Raw genomic sequence first — 26,051 nt, forward strand, 5'->3', positions numbered from 1 at the left:
GCTGAAGATCACCGACGGCGCGCCGCAGGCCTTCGCCCCGGGCGCGGTGATCATCAAAATGACGACAACCGCCGCGCGCGATAGCAGCCTCCTGGTCACCTTCGAGGCCATGCCCTATGCCGACCGGGTGTGCTTCCGCCCACCGCTGCGGGCCAAGCCACAAATCGCCGGCACCGTGCCGGCCCGCGTCACCAACCCGCAGAAAAATGATCTCTATGCCGAGATGGACCCCGAAGGTCGCTACCGGGTCAACTTCCTCTTCGACCGCGACTCCTGGCCGCGCGGCGAGGAAAGCATGTGGCTGCGCCTGGCTCGGCCCTATGCCGGCGACACCTACGGCTTGCACCTGCCGCTGCTCGCCGGCACCGAAGTGGCCATCGCGTTCCAGCGGGGTGATGTGGACCGACCTTATATCGCCCACGCCCTGCACGACAGCGAGCACCCGGACCCCGTCACTCTGTTCAACCGCAAGCGCAACGTGCTGCGCACACCAGCCAATAACAAGTTGCGCATGGAGGACAACCGCGGCGAAGAGCACATCAAACTCAGTACCGAGCACAGCGGCAAGAGCCAGCTGAATCTGGGGCATCTGGTGGATGCCCAGAAGAAGAAACGCGGTGAAGGTTTTGAGCTGCGCACCGATGGCTGGGGCGCGATAAGGGGCGGCAAGGGGCTGTTCATCAGCGCGGAGGAACAGGCCAAGGCTCAGGGGCCGGTGCTCGAAATGAATGCCGCCGTGGATCGATTGCAACAGGCCGGCGAACAACTGCAAAAACTCTCGGTCGATGCCCAGGCCAGCCAAGCCGAACCGGCTGACGTACAAGCGCAAATCAGCCTGCTCCGGCAGGATCTGGAACAACTCAAATCCTCCGTCCTGCTGCTCAGCGCCCCCCAAGGTATCGCCCTGACCAGCGGCAAGCACCTGCAACTGGCGGCGCAACACAACCTGATGCTCAACGCAGGCGCTGAAGCCGACATCAGCGTGGTCAAGCGTCTGTTCATCGGCGTGGGGCGGGGGCTGAGTCTGTTCGTGCGCAAGTTCGGCCTCAAGCTGATCGCCAACCACGGCCCGGTGATTGTCCAGGCGCAAAACGACAAGCTGGAACTGCTGGCCCGGCATGGCCTGGACATCACCAGCACCGAAGACGAAATCCGCATCACGGCCAAAAAGAAAATCGCCCTCAATGCCGGCGGCAGCTACATCACCCTCGATCCCAACAGAATCGAATCGGGAACGGCGGGCGACTACTACATCAAGTCTGCACATTTCGACTATCTCGGCCCAGCCAGCATGACGGCCACGCATCCGGATTTTCCGCAAAGTCTGTCCAAACAACAGCTGCGTCTCAGCATTCCGCAAGCCCCCAATGCAACCCGCAAAGGCTGGATCGGCATGCCTTACAAGCTCTATGCCGATGGCGCGCTGCTCAAGCAAGGCGTGTTGGATGACACCGGTCAACTGCTGATCGAACACCAGGTCGTGACCCGGCACTACCGCCTGCAGATGGCCAACGGTGTGAACTACCAGATTCCTGTCCCCACCGACTACCGCAATGCTGAGCAGGCGCACTTGGCCAATCGCGGCCTGCACAACCACCCCTCACAAACCGATGCCGAAGTGAACCAACCCGAGGGGCACACGGATCACCGTACTTCGTATGAAGCGGTGTTGGAAGGACTCGGTGACAAGGAAGGGAAAGCCCAATGACACAGCGCGATATCGTAGTGCCGGTCGCCCTGCAGCACACCGACCAGGCGACCTGTACCTCACCCTGGTTCGTCTGTAATACCGAATACCACCCAGTGGCAGCCACCTATCAGCCCTTGATCAATGGCGAAGAAGCTTTCAGGGCTGTCCACCTTGCCATCGCTCAGGCGACGAAATCCGTCGACATCATCTGCTGGGGCTTCCAGCCGTCGATGTACTTCATCCGCGATGGCAAGGCCCCGAGCATCGGCGCGCTGCTCAAGGCCAAGGCCCGGCAAGGCGTGCGCGTGCGTGTGCTGGGTTGGGAAATGCCCTTCAATACCGCCGGCATGGCAGGTGAAGCCAACCTGCCCGGCAAGGGCACGATCCGCATCGCGGATCGCAAACTGCAAAGCTCGACCACTGGACAATACACCGAAGACCGGCAGTGGTTCGCCGACTGTGCGGTCGCGGACAACGAGGCCATTCAGCGGGGCGTAGATGGTCTTCCTGTTTTTGTCAGCCGCGGCTTCAGTCTGCGTGAGAGAGCCGAAATCGACCATCAGGTGAAATTCAAAAGTCTCGATCCACAGATCAGTACCGGCATGCGCTTTACGTTGAAGTTGGCTGCTACTCATCATCAAAAAAGTGTCCTGGTCGACTATGAGCTGCCGGATCGCGCCGTCGGTTTCGTCATGGGGCATAACATGCTCGACGAATACTGGGACACCGACGACCATTCGGCACTCAACCGTTCCGCGGAAAGCAAGCCTGCACACCACCGTGGTCCGCGTGGTGTAAGACCGCGCCAGGATATTTCCAGTCAGGTCACGGGGCCGATTCTGGAGCACCTGCACCACAACTTCGCTACTGCCTGGCGCAAGGAAACCGGCGAAGACCTGCTCGCGTTACGTCAAGCCAAGCAAGCGGGGCAGCAGCTTCGATGCAACGGTGGCACCCCAATGCTGGCCCAATTGTTGCGCACCCAGCCACAAGTGGGAAAACGCGATATCGAGATGCTTTACCTGAATGCCGTCAACAACGCGACTCAGTTTATCTATATCGAAAACCAGTATTTCCGCTGGCCTCCGCTGGCCGAGGCGATCAAAAAAGCAGCGGCCGACCAGACCCGTGAGGGGCGAGATCCCGGCGTGCATGGGGCCTTGCATCTGTTTGTGATCACCAACGCCACCAACGACGGAATTGGCGCGGGAACCCTGAACACACAGCGCATGCTCGACGCCCTCGGGCGTGGTGACACCATTCCGCAACTAACCAAGTTGCAGCGCATCGAGAAGGCAAAAGCCGAAGTAGCCGCACAGGCACCGACCTTGGGTGAGCTTCTCGAAAAGCAGGCCTTGCTCACGCTGACGGGCATCACCGATGCCATGGGCGGCGGTGATATGAGCAGTAAAGCCAGGGAAGCCCAAAAGGATGCTGCGCGAGACTATCGTGCACGGCAAATCTCCCTCAAGTTCAAAATCAGTGAGATCGAGCACAGCACCGTTACCCCGAACAGGGACATACCCGGCCTGAAAGTCCACGTGTGCTCGCTGGTCGCTCCCGACTCGCCTGCGGGCGAGGAGTGGATGCCGGTGTATGTCCATTCCAAGCTGATGATTGTCAATGACGTGTTCACCACTCATGGGTCGGCCAATATCAATACCCGCAGCATGCAGATCGACAGTGAGCTGAATATCGCCCATGAATGGGCGAGTGTGACTGAGGCGATGCGGCGGCGGTTATGGGATCTGCATACGGCGGGGATGGGGGCGCAGGATGATCCAGGTAAGGCGTTCGAAGCTTGGCAGGAGATCATCAATCGGAATAAAGACTGTCAATTGGAAAAATTGACACCCTACGCTCCCCTTGTCGAATTTTATTACGACGAAGCCACCCTGAAGGATCTCGATTGATGCGTCGGATCCTCCTGGTGTCGTGCCTGCTGCTGGCCGCTTGTGATCCTGGCGCCCCCTTTCTCTACACAAAGAAGGACAACCCCTTGAACCCCCTCACACATATCAAAGCCAATCTGGCTTTTACCTGCGTACACGAGACTGTTCCGCAGGCTCCGACCGAGGCCGATGTATTGTTCCAATACGCTCGCTGGCTGCAGAAAAACAACCAGCTCAAGCAGGACAAAAGCGTCGATGTCGAGATCGAGCGGCTCTACCGCATCGGCGCCGAAAACGACCATCACAAGGCCAATATCAACCTGCAGAACGGCGCCATGCGCGGCTATTTCAACCTCCGGGGCGAGGAGCATTTGCGTATGAGCCAGCGATTGATCGAAGCGGGCGTGGCGACGGGGTATTACTTCGGCGGGATATTTCTGAAGCAGGGTTCAGCGGGACTGAAGAAGGATCCGGAAATGTCCCTGCGTTATTTCCGCAAGGCTGCCGACCAGGGTAATGCCCAAGCGCAATTCCATGTAAGTGACATACTGGCACCCATAGATATTGCACCGGATATTGCCCGGCAGATGCGCCGTTGTGCCGCCGAGCAGGGGAATGGCAAGGCTGCTAGAGCACTAGGAGTTAATTTGTCGACAAAAGGGACTTATCAAGAGGCACTCGAAGCATTTCAACTCGGAGTGGCTGCTGGTGACTCAACCTCGGCTTCCTTTTTGGAGAAAGGTTTTCGTGGCCCCATGCCGGAGGATCGAATGTATTACCTCGGCCAGCAGGAAGACCTTGAACGCGCCGAACGCTATGAAAAAATCTGGAGAGTGCTCGCCAACTACTCCTACGCCTACCCCACAGTCCCCGAAATCAACGAGATCCTCCCGCTACCACCGGCCAAACTTCCACCATGGGACGGCAAACTCCAATGGCTGGAAGCGCGCCTGGCCAATGTCCCGCCGCAAAAGCCCAGCGAGGCGCTGATCAGCCAACTGGCCAAGGCCAAAGTCCTCGACCCCGCCACGGGCCGACCATTGCCAGATTCACGCGACTTCATTCGGGCCGCTTTCCCGGCGCCAACCTGCAACAGTGGCCAGGCGTGTCCGCAATCCGGCTACTGGCAGGCCACTGGGATTGCAAACCAAGCTTATTCGAGACTCACAGGAGGTGACATTCGCCGCTTCAAGCAGGGCGAGATCATGCCCACCCTGAATGTCCAGAGCCACCAGACCCGCTTCTTGCTCCTCGACAAGGTTACGGTCAGCGAGGAACAAATTGAATGGAGTCTGTTCGGTGAGGCTTAAGTTCTGAATTGTCAGGCCTGAAATTTAAGCAATGCAGGTTTCAGGGGTAGCAGTACCCGATAGGCATGATCACCGCTATCAGCATCAAGGAACATCTATGCAACCACACTACGAAGCGGCCTGGATTGAACGCACAGTTCAATCCGAATGGAATGAAAACGATACCTTCAGAGCCGTTGAAGATGACACCCGACCGAAGTTCTATGCCTGTTCCATGCTTCCGTACCCCTCCGGAAAACTGCATATGGGGCATGTGCGCAATTACACGATCAACGATATGTTGGCGCGTCATATGCGCATGAAGGGATTCAATGTCCTCATGCCAATGGGATGGGATGCTTTCGGGCTGCCGGCGGAGAATGCGGCCATGGTCTCTGGGTGTTCACCCGCCGAATGGACCCGGTTGAACATTGCCGACATGAAGTTGCAGATGCGACCGTTGGGTCTGGCATTCGATTGGTCACGTGAAATCGCTACGTGCGATCCGCAGTACTACAAGTAGAACCAGTGGTTTTTCCTCAAGATGCTGGAAAAAGGCCTGGCCTACAAAAAGACGCAGATCGTCAATTGGGACCCTGTCGATCAAACCGTACTTGCCAATGAGCAAGTGGTGGATGGCCGTGGCTGGCGTTCGGGGGCCAAGGTCGAAAAGCGGGAGGTTCCGGGCTACTACCTGCGGATCACTCAATATGCCGATGAGTTGCTGTCGGCAATCGATACGCTGAGTGGGTGGCCGGAAATGGTTCGTACCATGCAGCGCAACTGGATCGGTCGCGCCGCAGGGGTTCGCTTGGCGTTTCCCCACAGCATCAATGACGGACAAGGTCGAACGATTGGCGAAGGGCGGCTATGGGTGTTCACTACGCGCGTTGATACGCTCATGGGCGTTACCTTCTGTGCCGTGTCCCCCGACCATGTGCTGGCCAAACGTGCGGTGGAACTCAACCCTGAGCTCTCGGCATTTGTCGACTCTTGTCGACTATCGACCGTTAACGGTCCGGCCATGAGTGGTCGGAGCAAAGAGGGCGTCTCCAGTGGTTTGTACGTTGATCACCCTCTTACCGGTCAGTCGATCCCGGTGTGGATCTGCAACTATGTCCTGGCTGAGTATGGCGAGGGTGCGTTGATGGGGGTTCCGGCTCATGACGAGCGGGATTTTGAGTTCGCCAGGCAGCATGACCTGAGTATCCGCCAAGTCGTCGCCATTGATGGCAGGACATATGACCCACAGCACTGGTCGGCCTGGTACGCCAGCATCGATGGAAGTCTGGTGCATTCACAAATCTATGATGGATTGTCAGTCGCCGATGCTGCGCAAGCCATCACGGCTGCGTTGGTCACCAAGGGGCTGGGCGAGCGAAAGACGACCTGGCGTTTGCGTGACTGGGGGATTTCCCGGCAACGGTACTGGGGCACACCCATTCCCATCATCCATTGTCGCCAATGTGGGGAGGTGCCGGTGCCCTATGCGGAGCTGCCGGTGTTACTGCCTACCGATTGCATTCCGGATGGCAGTGGCAATCCACTGGAGGGGCATGACGGATTTCGTCATGTGAACTGCCCCAAGTGCGCGGCGCCGGCGTTACGCGAAACCGATACGATGGATACCTTCGTCGATTCAAGCTGGTATTTCATGCGCTACTGCGATCCTGACAGCACCACCGCGATGGTCGGATCTGGAAGCCGTTACTGGATGGCGATCGACCAATACATCGGCGGGATTGAACATGCCGTGCTGCACCTGCTCTATGCGCGGTTCTGGACGCGGGCCATGCGTGATGAGGGTCTGGTCGATTTCAGTGAGCCGTTCAAGAACTTGTTCACTCAAGGAATGCTGTTGCGTGAGTGTTACTACCGGGAAGGTGCTGACGGTAAGCGTCAATGGTTTTATCCCACGCAGGTGACGGTCGCCCATGACGAAAAAGGCCGACCCACTTCGGCCATTGCGATCGATGATGGCTTGCCGGTAGTTATAGGTGGCGTGGAGAAAATGTCCAAGTCGAAGAGCAATGTCGTTGAGCCCAAACAGATTATCGACAAGTTCGGGGCTGATACCGCAAGGTTATTCACTATTTTTGCCGGCCCTCCCGATCAGAGCACGGTCTGGAGCGACAGTGGAGTCGCAGTGGCTTATCGTTTTTTGCATCGGCTCTGGGCGTTTGCCTATGAATATAAGATTGCTTCGAGCTCGTTCGCCGAGGGCAACAAGGGGAGGGCTGAATCGAAGCGTCTGCGCTTCGAGATTCATAGCTTGCTGAAGCAGATCAACATCGACTTCCAACGGTTGCAATACAACACGGTGGTTTCCGGTGCTATGAAGATGCTTAAGATCCTTGAGGCCAGCAAGGTTGATGGGCCGCTTTTCTTGCGTGAAGGCATCGGTATTTTACTGCGCGTCTTATACCCCGTGACCCCTCATATCACTCATGTGCTGTGGAAAGAACTGGCGTTCGAAGGAGGTATTCTCGATAGCCCCTGGCCGGAGGTCGAAGAGGAGGCGCTGCAGCAGGAGGAAATAAAAATGATGGTGCAGGTCAACGGAAAGTTGCGGGGAAGTATTCTTGTGAAAACTGGCGCGGATCTGAAGGAAATCAGGGAAGCAGTCTTGGCCGATGTATCATTACGCGTCTATCTGGGCGAGCAGGCAGGCAAAATGGTCGTGGTGCCGAATCGCCTGGTTAACTTTATCGTTTGAAGCAATGCGGGCGCTGCTGCACCGCTGAGGTCCCTGTGGGCCTCAGCGGCGCCCTGAGCCAGCGGCAGCGTTTACAGCTCTGCGGCGGCTGTCGGTATCGGTTTACCCTTGCCAGCCAACCGCATCACCACCACAAAAAACACCGGCACAAACACCACCGCCAGGGTCGCGCTGAGCATGCCGCCGATCACTCCGGTGCCGATTGCCTGCTGGCTGGCGGAGCTGGCGCCGGTGGCAATCGCCAGCGGGACCACGCCGAGGATGAACGCCAGGGAGGTCATGACGATCGGCCGCAAGCGCAGGCGGGCAGCCTGGACCGTGGCGTCGACCAGGTCATGGCCCTCGTCGACCAGGCTTTTGGCGAATTCGATGATCAGGATCGCGTTCTTGGCCGACAACCCGATCAGGGTAATCAGACCGACCTTGAAGAACACGTCGTTGGGCATCCCGCGCAAGGTCACCGCCAGCACCGCGCCCAGCACCCCGAGTGGCACCACCAGCAGCACCGAGGTCGGTATCGACCAGCTTTCATACAGGGCCGCCAGGCACAGGAAGACGATCAATATCGACAAAGACAGCAGCATCGGCGCCTGATCGCCGGACATGCGCTCCTGCAGCGACAAACCGGTCCACTCCATGCCCATGCCCATCGGCAACTGGTCGATCAAACGCTGGATCTCGACCATCGCTTCACCCGAGCTGTAGCCCGGCGCCGGTTCGCCGGAAATCGCAATGGCCGGGTAGCCGTTGTAGCGGGTCAACTGGACCGGTGCCTGAACCCACTGCGCCTGGGTGAACGCCGACAATGGCACCATCCTGCCGTCACTGTTGCGCACATGAATCCTGAGCAGGTCTTCGATCTGGCTGCGCTGGTCGCCTTCGGCCTGGACGATGACCCGTTGCATGCGGCCCTGGTTGGGGAAGTCATTGACGTAGGCCGAGCCGACCGCAGTGGCCAGCACCGTACCGATATCGGCGAAGGACACGCCCAGGGCATTGGCCTGGTTGCGGTCCACTTCCAGCTGTACTTGTGGGCTTTCGGCCAGGGCACTTTCGCGCACGTTGACCAGCACCGGGCTTTTGCCGGCGGCTTCCAGCAGGCGGTCGCGCGAGGCCATGAGGGTCCCATGGCCCAGGCCGCCACGGTCCTGCAGGCGAAACTCGAAGCCGCTGGACGTACCGAGCCCATCGACCGGAGGGGGCAGAATCGAATAGACCACCGCTTCCTTGATCGCGCCGAAAACGCCGTTGGCCCGATCGGCCAGGGCGGCGGCCGAGTCTTCGCTGGTACGTTGCGACCAGTCCTTGAGCGTGGTGAATGCCAACGCTGCGTTCTGGCCGGTTCCGGAGAAACTGAAGCCCAGGATCAAGGTACTGTCGGCCACTGCCGCTTCCTTGGTGTTATGTGCCTCGATCTGCTCGACGACCTGCAGCGTGCGGTTCTTGCTCGCGCCCGGGGGCAACTGGATGTCGGTGATGGTGTAGCCCTGGTCTTCGACCGGCAGGAACGACGACGGCAAGCGACTGAAGCACAGGCCCAGGCCGATCAGCAGCACCCCGTAGATCAGCAGGTAGCGGCCGGTGTGCTTGAGCGCGGAAACCACCCAGCGCTGATACCCCTGGGTCAGCGCCTCGAAGCGGCGGTTGAACCAGCCGAAGAAACCGCGTTTGTGTTGATGCTCGTCCTTGGCGATCGGCTTGAGCAGGGAGGCGCACAAGGCCGGCGTCAAGGTCAGGGCAAGAAACGCCGAAAACAGGATGGAGGTCGCCATCGACAGGGAAAACTGCTGGTAGATCACCCCGACCGAACCTTGCATGAAGGCCATCGGAATGAACACGGCGACCAATACCAGGGTGATGCCGACGATCGCGCCGCTGATCTGTTTCATCGCCTTGCGAGTCGCATCCCGTGGCGACAGGCCTTCTTCGGCCATGATCCGTTCGACGTTCTCGACCACCACTATCGCATCGTCCACCAGGATGCCGATGGCCAGGACCATGCCGAAGAGGGTCAGCACGTTGATCGAAAAACCCATTGCCAGCATTACCGCGAAGGTGCCCATCAATGCCACGGGCACGACCAGGGTCGGGATCAGGGTGTAGCGGATATTCTGCAGGAACAGGTACATCACGATGAACACCAGCAACATTGCTTCGAGCAGCGTATTGATCACCTGGCTGATCGATACCTTGACGAAGGGCGAGGTGTCGTAGGGGATGTCGTACCTGGCCCCGGCCGGGAAGTAGTGGGACAGCTCGTCCATCTTGGCGCGGATCAGCGTCGAGGTCTCCAGGGCGTTGGCACCAGGGGCCAGTTGCACGCTGAAGGCGGTAGAGGGTTTGCCGTTCAAGCGCGTGCTGAATTGGTACTCCTGGCTGCCGATCTCGACCCTGGCCACATCGCCGATTCGCACTTTCGAGCCATCGGGGTTGGCGCGCAGGACAATGTCGGCGAACTCCCGTGGCGTCGACAACTGGCCCTTGACCACCACGCTGGCGGTGATTTCCTGGGTGGCCAGCGCGGGCAGGTCGCCGATGCTGCCGGCCGCGACCTGGGCATTCTGGGCGGCAATGGCGGCATTGACGTCGCCAGGTGTGAGGTTGAAGCCGATCAGCTTCTGCGGGTCGATCCAGATCCGCATGGCGCGTTCGGAGCCATACAACTGAGCTTTGCCGACACCTTTGATGCGCCTGATCTCGTTCATCACGTTGCGCGCCAGGTAGTCGCTCAGGCTGACTTCGTCGAGCTGGCCGTCTTCAGCGGTCAGGGTCACCAGCAGGAGAAAACCGGAAGAGGTTTTTTCCACCTGCAGGCCCTGTTGGGTCACAGCCTGGGGCAACCTCGATTCGACCACCTTGAGGCGATTCTGCACATCGACCTGAGCCAGTTCAGGGTTGGTGCCGGGTTCGAAAGTGGCGAGGATCGAGGCACTGCCCAGGCTGCTCTGGGACTGGAAGTACAGCAGGTTGTCGGTGCCGTTGAGCTCCTGCTCGATCAGGCTGACCACGCTTTCGTCCAGGGTCTGCGCGGAGGCGCCGGGGTAGACGGCGTAGATCTCCACCTGTGGCGGCGCGACATTGGGGTACTGCGCCACCGGTAACTGCGGAATCGCCAGGGCGCCGGCCAACAGGATGAAAAGGGCGATCACCCAGGCAAAGACCGGGCGGTCAATGAAAAACTGCGGCATGGGTCAGGGCCTCACTGGCCAGTGGCTTGTACGATGGGGAGCGTTGCCCGGGACGGGGCCGGCGTGTCGATTTGCACCTGGTCGCCGACGCGCACGTGCTGCACACCTTCGATCACAACCCGGTCGCCCGGCGCCAGGCCTTCGGTGACGATCCAGCGATCCTGTTGCGCGCTGCCAAGCTTTACCGGGCGCTCGCTGATGCGTAGCTGCTCATCGACCAGCAAGACGCGCGGCACGCCTGCGCTGTCACGCAGGACCGCCCGTTGCGGCACGCTGATGCCCTGCTGGTTGATTGCTTGTTCCAGGCGTACGCGGATGAAGCTGCCCGGCAACAGGTCGTGGTCCGGGTTGGGGAACTCGCTGCGTAAAATGATCTGGCCAGTGCCGGGGTCGACGCTGATGTCGGAAAACAGCAACTTGCCTTCAAGCGGGTAGGGCGTGCCGTCGTCCTGGATCAGCGTGGCGCGGGCCTGGTCCTGGCCGACTTGCTGCAATTGGCCGGCACGAAAGGCCCGGCGCAGGGTATTGAGCTCGCGGGTCGACTGGGTCAGGTCGGCGTGGATCGGGTCCAGTTGCTGGATGATTGCCAGTGGCGTGGCTTCGCTCTGACCGACCAGCGCCCCTTCGGTCACCAATGCACGCCCGATGCGCCCGGAGATCGGCGCCGTGACGGTGGCGTAACCCAGGTTCAGGCGTGCTCGTTGCAGCGCCGCCCTGGCCGAGGCGACGTCGGCGTCGGCTTGCCGGAAGGCGGCGCGGGCGTTGTCGTAGTCCTGGCGGCTGACGGCATTGATGTCGATCAACTCGCTGTAACGCTGGTCTTGCAGGCGTGCCTGAAAACGATTGGCCTCGGCCTTGGCCAGGCTGGCCCGGGCGCTGTCGAAATCGGCCTGGAAGGGCGCTGGATCGATGCGGAACAGGACATCGCCCTTTTTCACGTCACTGCCTTCGCGAAACACCCGCTGCAGCACCACACCGTCCACTCGTGCCCGCACTTCGGCAATGCGTGGAGCCAGAATCCGCCCGTTCAGCTCTGTGCTGATCGCCAACGGTTGGACTGTGATGGCTTCTATGGCGACCTTCTTCGGCGGCGCTTTTCCTTCGGGAGCGGTTTTCGAGTCGCAGGCGGCGAGGGTCAGGGACAGTACGAGCAAGGGCACGAGCGTCCAGCGGCGAGGGAGCGTTGACATGTGAATCTTCCATAATTGACCCGCGGCATGCTAAGCCAGGGGGCGTTTCAACGACAGGTTTGTTGTGTAGGAGATGTATTAAAAGATGTAAGGAAAAATCCCTCCTGCGGCAGATACTTTACATGCAAATGCAACTCGTTACCATTACTGCTATGGTGAGGAGGGGGCCCTCGATCTCTCATTCCCACGCTCCGCGTGGGAATGCAGTGTCAATCGCTCCAGCGGTATTCACGACGCAAAACGTCGCCCGACGCATTCCCACGCAGAGCGTGGGAACGAGGTCGCGGGGGTGAGGATGAGGGCGGGATCAGTCACGCTCGCGCATGAAGAATCCGGCCACGTACTTGCGGAAGGTATCCAGGCTCTTGAAATCGGCAAAACGCTTGAAGGTGTCGGAGCTGGGCTCGGGCCCCAGAGGTTCTTTCATCAGCGACACCGACAGCACCCGGTCCCGGTCCGAACTGAGCACCAGTTCGTCCATGACCGTGCCGCCGATCACCGGGCGACGCATGATCACCTTGACACCCTTGCTGGCCATCCAGTCGATCAGCGACACCAGCATTTTCAGCGGTTCGCGCTCTTCGTCCCGGTACACAGGGAACAGATGGGCGCGGGATAACACCGGCAGGGTCGCGACGTGGATCATCTCGTAAAAATGACTGCCAGCGGTGGTGGGCGAGTAGATGGCCAGGGCGAGCAGGGGGCCACTGGTTTTCGCTCCGCCCCAGAGCAGGTGATGGCCCTGGAAGTCGAAGCCGTTTTCGCTGCGATCATTGATCAGCTTGCGAGCCTTGACCTCACTGATGCAGTCAAGCAACAGCCCGTAGCGACGATGTGTAGCGAACACGCTTGAGTCACGCAGGCGAGACTTGAGCATCATCATGTGTTTCATGTCGATGCGGGTTTCCAGGTAATTGCTGGCCGGGACGCGCTCCACCAGCGGATAGCGGCTGGCGACGCTGCGCAATTCGGCGAATTGTTGTGTCAGGTCCTTTTTCATCTGCGTGGCATAGACATTCAAGCCGCTGGCCTCGATCAGTGTGACCAGCAGGGACATAAGCCGATGTTGTTCCTTTCTGGCCAACCCGGGACCTGCGCCACGCTCGGCCTCGCGGTCGGCACTGGCGCGAAAATCTCCGATCAGTTTCAACGGCGTGTCGGGTGCCAGCCAGGCGGCTGGCGGTTCGTCCCGTTCGGCGTCGGCGGCGGAGGTTTCGCGCTCATCCTTGATGAACACACAGTCGGACGCATGATCCGGGGTGCCCGGATTGTTCTTGAGAAACAGCGTGCCGGTGCTGCTGTTGAGGGTGACGTTCATCACCGGCAGCACATGGGCCTGGCAGTCGCAGGCCAGCCAGTGGCCTTCGCTGCGGATGCGCATGAGCAATTGATTGACCTGCAGCAGGCGATGCCCCTCCAGGCTCCCCTCGGCAAAGCCGCGGGCCAGGACTTCTTCGGCGGGGGTGAGGGTGCGCACCAGGGCGCCGTTCTTTTCGATGATTCTCATGGGCTATCCCGGCCAAAGTACCTTGCAATGGAGGGCACGGTAAGACAATTGGCGAGAAGAGTCACTCGGCGCGTAGCACCTCGAAACGGCTCGCCGCAGCAAGCGGCGAGCCGCTCAGGGGATCAACCTTTTTTGGCGTTGCCGAACATTTCTGCCGCACGCTGGTTGATCTGTTCGACCGAGAGGTCTTCCTTGTGGGTGGCCAGGAACCAGACGTTGCCGAATGGATCTTTCAGGGTGCCGGTGCGATCACCGTAGAACTGGTCCTTCACCGGGCTGATTTCCTTGCCTCCGGCCTTGAGCGCCTGGGCAAACTGGGCATCCACATCGTTGACGTACAAATGCAGGGCAACCGATGCACCGCTGGTTTGCGACTGCGAGCTGCGCAGGGGGCCCTGGTCGCAGGGGTCGGCGAGCATGATCGAGGAGTCACCGATCTTCAGCTCCGCGTGCCCGACCTTGCCATCGGGCGTCGGCAACCGGAACATCTCCACCGCGCCGAACGCTTTCTTGTAGAACTCGATGGCTTCGCTGGCACCTTCGATCCCCAGGTAGGGGGTGACGCTGTGCTGACCTTCGGGAATGGATTTGACGGTCATTTTCCTTTCCTCCTTGTAGTGGTGATGACTCACCGTAAAAGCAGTATGGAAGTACACCAATCATTGGACAGCAGACTCGGCGATTGGTTAGCTGTATATATATACAGTTATTCGAAAAAGACAACCCCTGGGCAGCAAATGGCTGCCCAACGGTAACGGGTAGGTGAGGTTCAGGCCGGTGTGGACTTGCCCAATACACCGTAGCCCACTCGGGGCACTTGCGACAGGTGTTGGTCAAGCAAGGCCTGGAGCGACTCGCCGGTTTCCAGGTAGGCATCCCCGAAATCGGCACCCAGACGGCTGGGGTGGGTAACGATCTCCAGCACGCCATGGGCCGGTGGCAAGGCATTGCGCAGGTCGGCCGGGTTGCAGACAAACCCGGCGGTTGCGCCACAGAGTTGGCGCAATCTGCGGTTGAAGAGGGTATTGAACAGCCATTTTGCCGCGCCAATGTTGTGCCCGATGTTGGGTGCCAGCCGCACCGCCACACCTTTTTCCGCGGCGAAGCGCGCGACCACTTCGCCGATCGGCCAGATGTTGTGTACATGCTTATGGGAATCCAGGTGACTGGGCACCAGGTCATGCTCCAGGCAGCGCTGCCATTGCGCATCGAGTTCTGCACGCACGGCTCGCCGAGCGCGTCGGCTCAACCATAACTGATGGCGTGGCAGGCTGAGGTCGAATTCGCCGTCTCTGTTGCAGAACATCGGCAAACCCAGGATAGGCTCACTCAACGGGCGCCCATGGGTCAGGTTGAAATGCAGACCGATCCGCCCCTGTAGCAAAGGTTGCTGCGCCAGCACACAGGCCGAGGTAAATGCCGGCGTATTGGCCATGATCGTGGCCGAGCTGATCATGCCGGTTTGAAAAGCCCGCAGGATCACCGCATTTACGTTACAACTGAGGCCGAAATCGTCAGCGTTGACTATGACTTGGTGCGGCATCAGGACCCCTCCAGTGGTGTGCCGGCAGTGCCGAGCGTTACGGTGGACGTGATGGTCAAGGTTCAGCAATGGAGACCAGTTCAGTAACGGCGGCGTTGGCCTGGAAATCCAACTGCACAGGTGTAAACGCCGCGAGACTGTTACATCGATGTATAGACTAGGAGTACCACCTTATGTCAATGAAGTGGCATTTTTCTTGTTGGCGTCATAATTACGGCGTTTTTCCGTCAGCCGCACCAGGGAGAAACGATCCCGGCGAACCCATTGGATCAATGGGTGTCATGGGCATTAGTGGACGCCCGAGTGCCGCCGTTCTACGCTGACTCTCGGGCCAGGGGAGATGGCCGGCGATGGGCTTGTCGCCTATGCTGCGGATGCAGGTTTTACAGCAGTGCCTTTGCTTCTCCGACGAGGGAACCCCAATCTTTCGCACCGGCGTTCCGTGGCGTTATTTTGACGTGCGCGTCCTGGTTTTTTATTTGAATTTATTATGATGACGGACTATTGACGTGGTGGCCATACACTCTATGCTCAATTTAACCTGATCAAAGGTTCCTTCGTCCGGCAAAAAGAAACATCCTCAGCGCAGGGAGGCAGTGTTATGCGCCCGTCACTTCTTATTAAATCCGCTATGTTATTGATACTATTGAATAGTGCAGCTGTTTTCAGTGCGCAGGCGGCCAGTGTGGCCTATGATTTCAGCCGCCTGAGTAACTCTGGCGAGGATTCGGGACCTCAAGCCGGCATGCTGATCGAAGAGGGCGCACTGTTTACTTTAAGAGAAAACCTTGGTGCGCCTTCGTCCATCAGCGATATTTATTTCGATGATGTGCAACCTGCCTTATTCAGCAGCATCGACATCCAGGGCACCCCGGCGTATTTTCCAGGTGGCTACGTCAATGACTTTCGTGCCGACTTTTCCGCTGATTCCGACGGGCAGAGCATTGCTACCAGCGGTGTGCTGAACAACGGGATCAACGCTGTCGGTGAGTGGTTCAGCTTCCTTGGGCCGTGGGCCAATGCTTCTTCGTTCGACGGTTTGATAGTGGCGCTTGGCAATGGACAATTGGGCGGGGGTCTGCATGCCAAGGGTACAGGGATGGAAACTACTGATTCCTATCTCAATCGTTCGAGTGCTGTACCGCTTCCTGCTGTAGCATGGTTACTTGCATCCGCGTTGCTTGGTTTTATTGTGGTCGCCAATCGACGGAAAGTTTAGGTGGGAGCAAGTGACCCCGTTTTAAGGTGAAACTCATTTCGTCGCTACTTACTCGGGGGAATTCCGATGGTGCGTTTTCTGATACCTGCGCTTTGCACGCTGGCGGTCTGGTCCAGCGTTACCAGTGCCGACGAAAAAGCCGCGGCTTACCTGCTGAGTCCGGGCGATCTCATTGAAGTTTCCGTCTGGCGCGAAGAGAGCCTGCGCAAGGAGGTACGTGTACTTCCCGATGGCAGTATCACCTTCCCGCTCGCAGGACGAATCGAGGTTGCGGGGCTTGATACCCCCGCGGTTGCGAAAAAAGTCGCTGCAAAGCTTGAAGAGTACATACCTGATCCTAACGTGAGCGTTGTCATCAAGAGCATCGAAGGCAATCTCGTCTACATTCAGGGGAAAGTTGTGAAGCCCGGCCCGGTGCAGATGGCAGGTCCAACTGCAGTACTGCAGGCATTGAGCATGTCGGGCGGACTCGACAAATTCGCGGATAAAGATGAAATCAAGGTTGTGCGAGTCAGGGGACACGCACAAGAGATACTACCCGTTCGGTACAGCGATTTGATTTCCGGGCGTGACATGTCCACTAATTTTCAACTGCAGGCCGGCGATACGCTGATCGTGCCATAACCTTGCGTCATGCATAAGGGACTAACTTGCTTCTGTTGCGAACAACCGGTGTTGTGACGGCAATCCTGATACTGCCGTATTCTGGTCTGACCTATGCCGCCACTTGGCAATCGGCAATAGCTCTGCCGATGACTGTTGAGTACGACAGCAACCCATTGCTGCTTACGGAGAATGAGAAAGGTGTGACTCGTACAATCATCGCGCCCGATTACAGTCTCGTGGGTACATCCGACCTGGATCAGTTTCGGTTCGGTCTCGGTGTGAATGTGGAGCGCTCGTCCGATTCGTCCATCGTATCGGACCGTGAAGACCCCACGTTGCAATTGGGGTGGCAGCGCGAAACCGAAAGGGGAGGTTATGGGCTGACGGCGAAATATGTTGAGGTTTCTACGCTATCCACTGCGGTTCAAGAGACCGGTGTGGTAGTTGCCACCGATGGCACGCAAAAGGCTTATTCGTTGGGAGGCAACTGGAGTACCAAGCTCAGCGAGCGAAGTACCCTGGTTAACGAAACTGACTACACAAACGTCAAATACGATATTGATTCACTGACCGACTATGACGAGATTGGGACCCGTTTCAGCTTGAACTATGCCTGGAGCGAGCGTGTCGTGTGGTTCACCCGATTTGGAGTGCGGCACTATGAACCAGCGGGGGGGGCAGGACTTGATTCCTCGGACAGCTACACCCCCACAACCGGGCTGGACTTCCAGATCTCCGAGCGGCTTGAGGGGACGCTGCACGCCGGTGTCACTCATGTCACTGGCGCTCAAAGCGGATCCAGCGGCATAGGCGGTTTGCTGTTGCACTATAAGGGTGAACGTATCGATACAAGCATCGACGCTGGTCGCAATACCATCGCCAGCGGGGATGGCGGTTATGTCGAGGTCGACGAGGCACGGGGCACCTGGAGTTATGCTCTCGCGGAAACCAGTCGTGTCGGCGTTGATGCTTCATGGCAAGACAGCAAGGGGAAAACGCCGAATACCCTATACAACTATTCTGCCTGGGCGAGTCGGGAGCTCTCGCCATTTTGGATTGCGCGCCTATCCTTAGCCTACAAAGAACGCCAGCAAAATGGCTTGCCAGATGCCAACGAAGATGTCTTTGGGGTGACCCTGATCTATAGTCACCCCGACTTCTGAATTTCAGATGGGTGGGAATTATGAGCTCTGAATACGAACTGTCGCTCAACGACTATATTGCTGTAATCAAGCGTCGAGCGTGGCTGTTGGGTCTGAGTTTCGCGGTGATACTCGGCGTGAGCGTAGTAGTAGCCATGAGTATCCCACCTATCTATCAGTCAGCCGGCACCATTCTGGTCGAGTCTCAGCAGATCTCGCCAGATCTGGTTTCGGCGAACAACAATACCTATGCGGACGAGCGCATCGAAATCATTCGCCAGCGAGTGATGACGCGTGAGCATCTGCTGCGGATCATCGACAAATACAATCTTTTTGCAACGGAACGCAAGCAGCTGACTGTTTCCGAGAAGATCGATGAAATGCGCAATGCCATTACGCTTTCCCTGGTCAGTGCTGCGGTCAAGGGGCGCGGAGAAGTAACGATTGCCTTCCGTCTTTCCTTCGATCACAAAGAGCCAGAGATTGCGAACAATGTTGCCAACGAACTGGTTACGCTGTTTCTGGATGAAAACATCAAGCAGCGCACCGAGCGAGCGAGTGAAACAACAGAATTCCTGACGCAGGAGGCGAACAAGCTCAGGGTCGAACTGGAAACCCTGGAGAACCAGTTGGCGGACTTCAAGCAGGCGCACGGCAACGCGCTACCCGAGCATCAAGAGTTGCGCATGAATATGTTGTCGCGCGCTGAAGTCGAGCTTAAAGAGGTCGACCGTGACTACAAGGCTGCCCGTGAGGAGTCGCGCTTTCTTGAGTTGGAGCTCGCCGCGGCAAAAGCCGGGCCGGCGACCAAGACCGGAACGTCCAATGCTGTAGCTGACGTACCGCAAGATCTGGCTAGCCTCAAGGCGGAGTACAGCAGGCTGCGGTCGCTGTATACGGAAGCCCACCCCGATGTACGCGCCATCAAACGCAAAATTGCTGCGCTTGAGGCTAACAAAGGGGATCGCGCGGGTGGCGCGGTAAGTCTGGATGTTGCCAGGGTCCAGACTCGGATCGCTACCACAGAAGCACGTATCAACTCGCTGGCCGTGCAAAGGCAGGCGTTGATCAACAAAATGGACGCCTACGAGGCGCAGATTCTTGAGGCGCCGCAAGTCGAGCGCGGCCTGGTCACTTTGATGCGTGATCATGATAATGCCCGCAAGAAATATGAAGAGATTCGCACCAAGGAAATGGGTGCGAAAATTTCCGAAAGCCTGGAGCAGGAAAACAAGGCTGAGCGTTTTGTTCTTCTGGAACCGCCCCTGATGCCCGAAAAGCCGGTAAAGCCCAACCGCAAGAAAGTCGTTGCCTTGGGTTTTGTCCTGGCCCCGGCTGGTGCTGGCGGTCTGGTGATGCTCCTCGAGATGATGAATCAGCGCGTGCGCGGGGCTGCGGCCCTGGCAAGCGTACTGGGCAGGCGTGTCTTGGTGGCCATTCCCTATATTCCCACTCAGGCGGAACTGTCACGCCGCAAGAGGTTGCGAATGCTTCTGGTCCTTTCTGCAATCGTGATCATCACCGTCCTTCTGGTGCTCGTGCACCGTTTCTACATGCCGCTGGATGTTCTGTTATTCAAGACTCTGGCCCGGTTTGAATAAGGAAAATAGCGATGGAAGGAATCAAGTCGGATATCGAAAAAGCCAAACAACAGGCCTCACCAGGTCTCGGCACCAAGCCTCAAGCCTTGGTACTGACCGGGCAGCCCACGGCGTTGGGTCCGCTCAATTATGTGCAAACCAAGGTTGTTCCTTTGCGGGCAGAGCACCTTGAGCAACACCGCATTGTGGCTTACAACAAGAATTCGAACATGAGTTGGGCTTTCGATCTGCTGCGTACACAGGTTCTGAAAGCCATGGAGGAAAATGGCTGGCGCACGCTCGCTATCACCTCGCCAACGCCGGAAGCAGGCAAGACGGTATTGGCTATCAACCTGGCAATGAGTATTGCGCATTTCACTACCAAGACAGCGTTACTGGTGGATTTCGATTTGCGCCGTCCCAAGGTGGGTTCCTACCTGGGGCTGCCGATGGATAAATCACTCAATGACTTGCTGGCAGGTAAAGCTGAGCTACAAGAGGTTTTGGTCAATCCGACTTTGCCACGCTTTGTGGTCCTGCCGACGCGTAAGCCGGTTCCTCTCTCCACTGAGGTATTGTCATCGCCCGCGGTGAGCAATCTGATTACGGATCTGCGCGAGCGCTACGACTCACGTATCACTATTTTCGACTTGCCGCCGTTGTTGAGCTCTGATGATGTCATCACCGTCTTGCCCAAGTTCGACTGCGTCCTGCTGGTGGTCGCCAACGGCATGAACAGCAATAAAGAGATCGAAGACAGCCTGCATCATCTGGCGACAGCCAATCTGATCGGTACGGTGCTAAATAAGGCAGAGATGGAACATCGCTCTTATTACTAGTGCTGGCGTTGGCGCTCGATACTGCCTCCGCCACATCCGGAGGAGGCAGATAAAGCCTCAAATAACCCAAAACTCATGGATCAAGCCCTTGCGGTGTTCCGCCAGGGCTGTTCAATGGGCATCAAAATCAAACGATGGAACATACCCAGCGCCGAGCATATAGGGGCATTTTGACGATACAAAATCATTGCTTAGTAGATCGTCCGAACTATTGTACTTGCTCGTGGAAATTCCTGTGATATTTAAAAGGGTATGGGGCAGGGAAGATATGCTGATTTTCTGGTTTTCTCTCTCCTTCAATATTGAAAGTTTGAGCGATTGCTGGCTTGAAATGTTATCGGATGCCCAGATGAATGCCGAAACCGGAAGGTCGTATTTGTTGCCAATGCCATGTCCCAGCAATCCTTGACTGTCATCCATGATGTTTTCACCGTGGTCCGATGAATAAAACAAAATGGATGGCTTTTTGCTTGATTGCAACTGGTTGATAATTTTGCTTAATAGCCAGTCCGTATACAGGATGGCATTATCATATTCTGCGGTAACTCTGTCTTTTGCGCTGTTTGTTGCAGGTGTGAACTTTTTGAAACTGTCCGGGTAGCGGCGCGAATATTCGAAATGGCTACCCTTGACATGAATGAATATGGCTTGCTTCTGCGTATCGCCTTTTTCTAATATTTTCTCATATTCTGGAATCAAGGCGCCGTCATAGCTCCTCTCAAAATATTGACGGTGTTGTGCCTCTGCAGCTATTTGTGGAATTATTCCGCCAAAACTATCGACTTCCTGTACAGACAACCAATAGGTTGCATACCCGGCTGCGCGATATATCGCCACCAATGATTTTGTCGAGGCAATTGAATTCCAGTCCGATATGGGCTCGAGGCTAAGCATCGAAGGAACGGCAACCGACGTGTAGGGAGCTGTCGAACACATGCGATTAAACTTGAAAATCCCCGGCTGCTTATCGAGATTTGGGGTTGTTTCCTTGTTGTAGCCGTAAAGAGACCAATTTTGCGGTCGGGACGACTCACCGATCACAAAAACAACGGTTTCTATATTTGATTGGTCCGATATGCCGGTTATTTTTACCTCGGACTCTCGACGTTGTTGGATAAGTTTTTCCGTCTCCGAAACCAGGTGCGCAGTCAGGCCGATTTGCGACAGGTAACCTAGTGGTGTGCTCTGATCCTTTGCAACGAGGTCCAGGAATGCATGTTTCCCGAAAGAATTGGCCTTGACGGTTTTATAAAAATACGCCCCATATCCCAGGAGCAAGGCGCTAATGACCAGAAAGAAAAAGCTCTTGTTTTGATAGTATTTGCGATTATGCAGGCCTGTCAGTCCAACCCCATAGCAAATTATGAAAGCCGCCAGGACGATACTGATGGGCTGCCAATAGGTCGGTAGAAAATCGCCTGCCTCCTTGTAATTGGTCAGGCCAATAAACAGGTATGCAGCTGTTAACCTTGAGTTGAAATTCAAAACCAGAAATAGATCTATGGTCGCTGCCAGATAGAATGGCAGTAGCATGATATGGATTTTGAATTGGTTGGATGAAATAAATCTGAGTGCCAGAAGCCATAGCAATGAAATGCTGATGGTGTAAAGGGTCAGCAAATCAATTTTCGAGTACTGATAGTTTGTTATTAATCTGATTATCAAGGGCGACATCAAGTATGACCATAATACTATATTTGGCCATTCTGATTTTAGTGTTTGCGAAGAGCGATCGATAATCCTGGCTGAGATTTGCATTTTTTTATTGTTCTCGTAGGGGATCGACCTGCTGCCCCGGGGTAGCTCCAATTGGCGTGTGCTGCAACGATGCTCACGGCCCTGTTTTTAATTACTTGTCTTTCCTGAACTATTTCAAACGAACAGGGCACGTGCGCCGACTTTCAAATCCAGGGGTATTTCTGTTCCCAATTCCATGCGTGCGCAACGATCAGTTCAAGTGAGGCGAATTGCGGCTGCCAGCCAAGTAATTCCCTGGCCCTGCGGGGATCGGCCACCAGTCGTGGCGGATCGCCGGCGCGGCGCGGCGCTTCGCTGACGGCAATATCCTGGCCGGTCACGTGGCGTGCGGTGTCAATCACTTGCTGTACTGAGAAACCTTGACCGTTACCGAGGTTAAAAACCGTGCTTGTACCGCCTGCCAGCAGATAATCCACGGCAAGTGCGTGTGCCGCAACGAGATCAGTGACGTGGACGTAGTCGCGAATGCAGGTGCCGTCGGGCGTGTCGTAATCGCGGCCATACACGGTAATGGATGTGCGCCGACCTGCGGCAGCCTGCAGGATCAATGGCAGAAGGTGAGTTTCCGGTTCATGGCGTTCACCCAGCTCTCCTTCAGGGTCTGCTCCGGCGGCATTGAAGTAACGCAGGCAGACTGATTTCAGGCCGTATGCACGGTCGAAATCAACAAGCATCTGCTCCACCATCCACTTGCTGCGACCATAGGGGTTAATCGCGGTCTTGGGATGTTCCTCGTCGATGGGTACATACTCCGGGTCGCCATAAACGGCCGCGGATGAGGAAAAAATGAAGTTTTTAACGCCTGCACGAACCATGGCCTGGAGCAGCGCCAAGGTGGCGGTGACGTTGTTTTGGTAATACTTGGAAGGTTCTGTGACGGACTCGCCCACCTGAATGAATGAGGCGAAGTGGAACACGGCGTCAAACTGTTGTACGGCAAACAGGATATTCAAGGCTTGCGCGTCGGCGATGTCCAGCTCGACCAGACTCCCACCCACCAATGCGCTGCGGTGGCCGGTGGAAAAGTTGTCTGCCACGACCAGTTCGTGACCTGCGCCCAGCAACCGCTTGACCATATGCGAGCCGATATAGCCCGCGCCGCCAACCACCAAGAACTTCATCCAATTCTCCTGGAGAATGTTGCTGTGAGCGCAGCTTGAAACGACAGCGATTTGCTAGACCATTATTTAAAAAAAGAAGAATTATTTATTGGCTAACCGCCTTGTTCGATGATCCGCTACCGACAGGGCGTGGCTGTGCGTTGTTTGAAGTTATAGCTTGCGAAATGCCTTTTTTCAAAAACAACCAATTGGAAATCCGCAGGCCGTCGAACTTGATCGTATAGCGCCCATCCCGGTAGGTGGTGGGCAGCTCTTTCATTTGCGCAAGAACGCCATGGGTGAACAGCGTCAAGCCTGGCGGAGCCTTGATGGTGAGCGTGCCTTCGAGGGGTTCAACATAAAAAGGTGTTTGGTTGTCGTCCTTGGGGATGGCGCGGGTGCCCAGCGAAATCATCAGATCCTGGGATCGGCCGACAGGCACGCCGTCCAGACTTTGAACCACCACGCTGGCATTGGCGGTTTTCATCTGGACCTGGATGTTGCCAAGGCTGATCGACTCGCCGCCGATCCAGCCGGTGGCTGCCTGGGTGCGCGGTGTATCGATGGTGTAGATGCCTTGTTTCCAGTTGCGCTTGAGCTCGCCAGTGTCTGTCGTGGACTCGCTGGCATTGGCGTCGAGCAGCGACTGGTCAGGGTCATCGAGCACCTGTGCAGTGCTCGAGATACTGCTCTGCTGCAGCCAAGGCAACTCCGGCGTCTGTGGCAAGGCGATCTGCAGCTTGCCTTTCTCCATGGCGGTACGCAGTAGCACCGCATTGGCCGCTGTGATGGATTGGTTGAACAGGGTGGTTGGCGAAGGCGCGAAGACAAAGGTTGTCTGTGCCTCGCGAACGTCTCCACGGCGATAAAGCAAGGCGGCGGCGGGCAGGGTGGCCAGCAGTGCGGGGTCGTTATAGGCGTGCCAGTTGTCGGCAGACATCCTTTCGCCGGATAGCGGCTCCTGGCTGTAGGCAAATTGCATCAGCGCATCCCAACCCTGATGGCTGGCGGTGCCGGCCATATAGAGTGGCAGCGAATGACGGTCGGGGGTCGGGAAGGGCTCACTGTTCCACTCGGTGACCGTCAGGGGTTTGCCTGCGACTTGGCCGGCGGCAATCCAGTTCATCAAACCGCCGCTGGTGAGCGGGTTCTTTTCCAGCTGCCCAACACCACCGTAGCTATGGACGTCGATCACGTCGCCGGCGGTGAGGGCCGGCAGGGAGCTCAGGCCGTCGCCACCCCAGCTGCTGGTCGTGGCAATGGGTACCCTCACGCCTAATCCACGCAGCTGCTCAATCATCTCTACGTTGAAGCGTTGCTCCAGATCGTTGAGGAACAGCTTGGAGGGGCCATGCTCCCAGGAACGCCAGGTCTGGTCTGCAGATAGATTGTGCTCACTGGCAAAGGCCTGGGCCGCGGCCATGTAGATCTTGTTTTGCTTCGGCACTTGCTTGTCTGGCAACAGGGCGTTGCCAAAATGATTGGTGATGTCGTTTTCGTTGGTGATCAGGACGGCGGCGATCGCCGGATCGTCTTTGTAGGCGAGGCCGGTATAGGTGTTGACATGGGTCATATAGGCTTCGGTGAAGCGCTGCATCGCTTTCTTGATGGTGACATTGACATAGGAATAGCCTTTGAGCTCGGCGTTGTTCCTGCCATCTTTCGGTAGTTCATCGAAGCCATAGATGTTGTCGTTTGCAGTAAAGACTCTTCCGACGTGCATATCGAGCCATACATAAATGCCCTCGTCTTTCAGGCACTTGATCCACCAATCAATTTTTTTCAGCGAGTCCGGGCTCAGTTGCTGGGTATCCCGTGTGATGTGACCGTCGCCGAAGATGTTGGGGCTCACCCATGGGGAGTCATGGTGGTGCAGTCGGACGAGATTGAAACCGAGCGCCGACAGGCGTTTTGCCTGCTGCTTGATCGCATCGTCTGGTGTGCGGAACAGCGCATAGGACGTAAGATTGGTGCCCCAGAAGCGCGCCGGGGTGTTGTCCGCGAATAACAGCTGCTCGCCGGATGCTTTGACGAAGCCGCGCTTGCCTGCGGGTTTTTCCTGAGCGTTGAGAAAGGACAGATCGACCGGCGAGGTTTTCCAGTCGAGGTTGTCACTCGGCCAGCTTTTTGGGTCCACCAGCCCGTAGCGTTCGGTACTGGTTGGACCGATCGCCACATCGCCAGTCACGCTCAAGGTGGCTTTGAAATTCTGGCGGCCGGGTTTGATCGTGTTCTTGTAGAAAAAAGCACGCACCTGAGCTTTATCACCCCGCTCGAAGTACACGCTCGCCAGCGCAGGTTCAAAACGCATTTCGATGCGTCGTCCTTGTGCATTGCCCCAGGACCAGCCGCGGTTGTCGGGCAGTAAAGCCGGCTCGCCCATTTCTCCGGCAAAAAGGGCAGGGTCGAAGTCGAAGACGATGCCCCCGCCCATCACGCTGCGCATCATGCTGTGTGCGTCCAGGGCAAAGTTCCAGGTCATCTTCTGCTCGCCTTCCTTCTGAATCTCTGAAGTCAGGTCGAAATCCAGCGCTTTGTTCTTGCCGGCAAGGGAGTAGCTGAAGGGGGTTTTGACTTTGAATTCGGTCTGCAGATAGGTCCAGTCCCAGTTGTTCCCCCAGAAGCTGAATGAAGAAGCAATAACAGGGCCGCCACCACGCTCCAGCACTGGCAGACCGTTGCGCTCATCCACGCTGACGACCCAGTCCGACGCCCAAGTGCCAAATGGCCAGATAGTCGTGGCCAAAAGAATCGGAAGCAGCAGTCGGGTGCGGCGAAAGAAATTGGCCATT

Annotated in this window: 16 protein-coding genes and 1 pseudogene; 9 read left to right on the forward strand and 8 right to left on the reverse strand. The window is 57.1% G+C overall.

The annotated features are described in order from the left end of the window. The 4 genes and pseudogenes from F2S13_RS05550 to leuS form a co-directional block, all read left to right on the forward strand. Positions 1-1,708, forward strand: a 1,708-nt coding sequence (locus tag F2S13_RS05550; protein ID WP_166359472.1) for a DUF2345 domain-containing protein, incomplete at its 5' end; no start/stop codon positions are given. Beyond that, the gene (locus tag F2S13_RS05555; RefSeq protein ID WP_166359473.1) at positions 1,705-3,603 is read left to right on the forward strand and encodes a phospholipase D-like domain-containing protein; all 1,899 of its coding nucleotides are present in this window, start codon (positions 1,705-1,707) and stop codon (positions 3,601-3,603) included. The genes F2S13_RS05550 and F2S13_RS05555, both read left to right, overlap by 4 nt. Beyond that, positions 3,603-4,892 carry an SEL1-like repeat protein gene (locus tag F2S13_RS05560; RefSeq protein ID WP_166359474.1) on the forward strand — a complete coding sequence of 430 codons (1,290 nt, stop codon included), beginning with the start codon at positions 3,603-3,605 and terminating at the stop codon, positions 4,890-4,892. The genes F2S13_RS05555 and F2S13_RS05560 overlap by 1 nt, the downstream gene beginning before the upstream one ends. Before the next feature lie 97 nt (positions 4,893-4,989). Continuing rightward, positions 4,990-7,587: pseudogene (gene leuS / locus F2S13_RS05565) on the forward strand (leucine--tRNA ligase). 71 nt (positions 7,588-7,658) lie between these two features. Here leuS and F2S13_RS05570 read toward each other — a convergent pair. The 5 genes from F2S13_RS05570 to F2S13_RS05590 all read right to left on the reverse strand — a co-directional run bounded on the left by F2S13_RS05570 (position 7,659) and on the right by F2S13_RS05590 (position 15,015). Continuing rightward, on the reverse strand, positions 7,659-10,775 hold the full coding sequence (locus tag F2S13_RS05570) for an efflux RND transporter permease subunit (protein ID WP_166359475.1): 3,117 nt from the start codon (positions 10,773-10,775) through the stop codon (positions 7,659-7,661). Positions 10,776-10,786: 11 nt separating this feature from the next. After that, positions 10,787-11,965, reverse strand: coding sequence for an efflux RND transporter periplasmic adaptor subunit (locus tag F2S13_RS05575; protein ID WP_166359476.1), 1,179 nt, complete (start codon positions 11,963-11,965; stop codon positions 10,787-10,789). Positions 11,966-12,272: 307 nt separating this feature from the next. Continuing rightward, positions 12,273-13,472, reverse strand: coding sequence for a hypothetical protein (locus F2S13_RS05580; protein WP_166359477.1), 1,200 nt, complete (start codon positions 13,470-13,472; stop codon positions 12,273-12,275). 122 nt (positions 13,473-13,594) lie between these two features. After that, positions 13,595-14,071 carry a VOC family protein gene (locus tag F2S13_RS05585; protein WP_166359478.1) on the reverse strand — a complete coding sequence of 159 codons (477 nt, stop codon included), beginning with the start codon at positions 14,069-14,071 and terminating at the stop codon, positions 13,595-13,597. Positions 14,072-14,241: 170 nt separating this feature from the next. Then, the gene (locus tag F2S13_RS05590; protein WP_166359479.1) at positions 14,242-15,015 is read right to left on the reverse strand and encodes a carbohydrate deacetylase; all 774 of its coding nucleotides are present in this window, start codon (positions 15,013-15,015) and stop codon (positions 14,242-14,244) included. Between the two features lie 601 nt (positions 15,016-15,616). On the opposite strand from F2S13_RS05590, the gene F2S13_RS05595 reads away from it, so the two are divergent. From F2S13_RS05595 to F2S13_RS05615, 5 genes are all read left to right on the forward strand, one after another. After that, positions 15,617-16,234, forward strand: coding sequence for a VPLPA-CTERM sorting domain-containing protein (locus F2S13_RS05595; protein WP_166359480.1), 618 nt, complete (start codon positions 15,617-15,619; stop codon positions 16,232-16,234). A 66-nt stretch (positions 16,235-16,300) separates the two neighbouring features. After that, positions 16,301-16,858: a polysaccharide biosynthesis/export family protein gene (locus F2S13_RS05600; protein ID WP_166359481.1), complete on the forward strand. Its 558-nt coding sequence runs from the start codon at positions 16,301-16,303 to the stop codon at positions 16,856-16,858. 26 nt (positions 16,859-16,884) lie between these two features. Beyond that, the gene (locus tag F2S13_RS05605) at positions 16,885-18,003 is read left to right on the forward strand and encodes a hypothetical protein (protein ID WP_166359482.1); all 1,119 of its coding nucleotides are present in this window, start codon (positions 16,885-16,887) and stop codon (positions 18,001-18,003) included. Positions 18,004-18,023: 20 nt separating this feature from the next. Then, positions 18,024-19,583, forward strand: a complete 1,560-nt coding sequence (locus F2S13_RS05610) for a GumC family protein (protein ID WP_166359483.1) — start codon at positions 18,024-18,026, stop codon at positions 19,581-19,583. An 11-nt stretch (positions 19,584-19,594) separates the two neighbouring features. Further along, the gene (locus F2S13_RS05615; RefSeq protein WP_166359484.1) at positions 19,595-20,401 is read left to right on the forward strand and encodes a CpsD/CapB family tyrosine-protein kinase; all 807 of its coding nucleotides are present in this window, start codon (positions 19,595-19,597) and stop codon (positions 20,399-20,401) included. Between the two features lie 111 nt (positions 20,402-20,512). Here F2S13_RS05615 and F2S13_RS05620 read toward each other — a convergent pair whose 3' ends face one another. The 3 genes from F2S13_RS05620 to F2S13_RS05630 all read right to left on the reverse strand — a co-directional run bounded on the left by F2S13_RS05620 (position 20,513) and on the right by F2S13_RS05630 (position 26,050). Continuing rightward, positions 20,513-22,021, reverse strand: coding sequence for a phosphoethanolamine transferase (locus tag F2S13_RS05620; RefSeq protein ID WP_246237782.1), 1,509 nt, complete (start codon positions 22,019-22,021; stop codon positions 20,513-20,515). A gap of 281 nt (positions 22,022-22,302) precedes the next feature. Continuing rightward, a complete protein-coding gene (galE, locus tag F2S13_RS05625) occupies positions 22,303-23,280 on the reverse strand; it encodes a UDP-glucose 4-epimerase GalE (protein ID WP_166359486.1) in 978 nt (325 codons plus the stop codon). A gap of 85 nt (positions 23,281-23,365) precedes the next feature. After that, positions 23,366-26,050: a glycoside hydrolase 5 family protein gene (locus F2S13_RS05630; protein ID WP_178118985.1), complete on the reverse strand. Its 2,685-nt coding sequence runs from the start codon at positions 26,048-26,050 to the stop codon at positions 23,366-23,368. Position 26,051 lies beyond the last annotated feature (1 nt).

It is taken from the genome of Pseudomonas akapageensis, assembly GCF_011355085.1.
Classification (GTDB): Bacteria; Pseudomonadota; Gammaproteobacteria; order Pseudomonadales; family Pseudomonadaceae; genus Aquipseudomonas; species Aquipseudomonas akapageensis.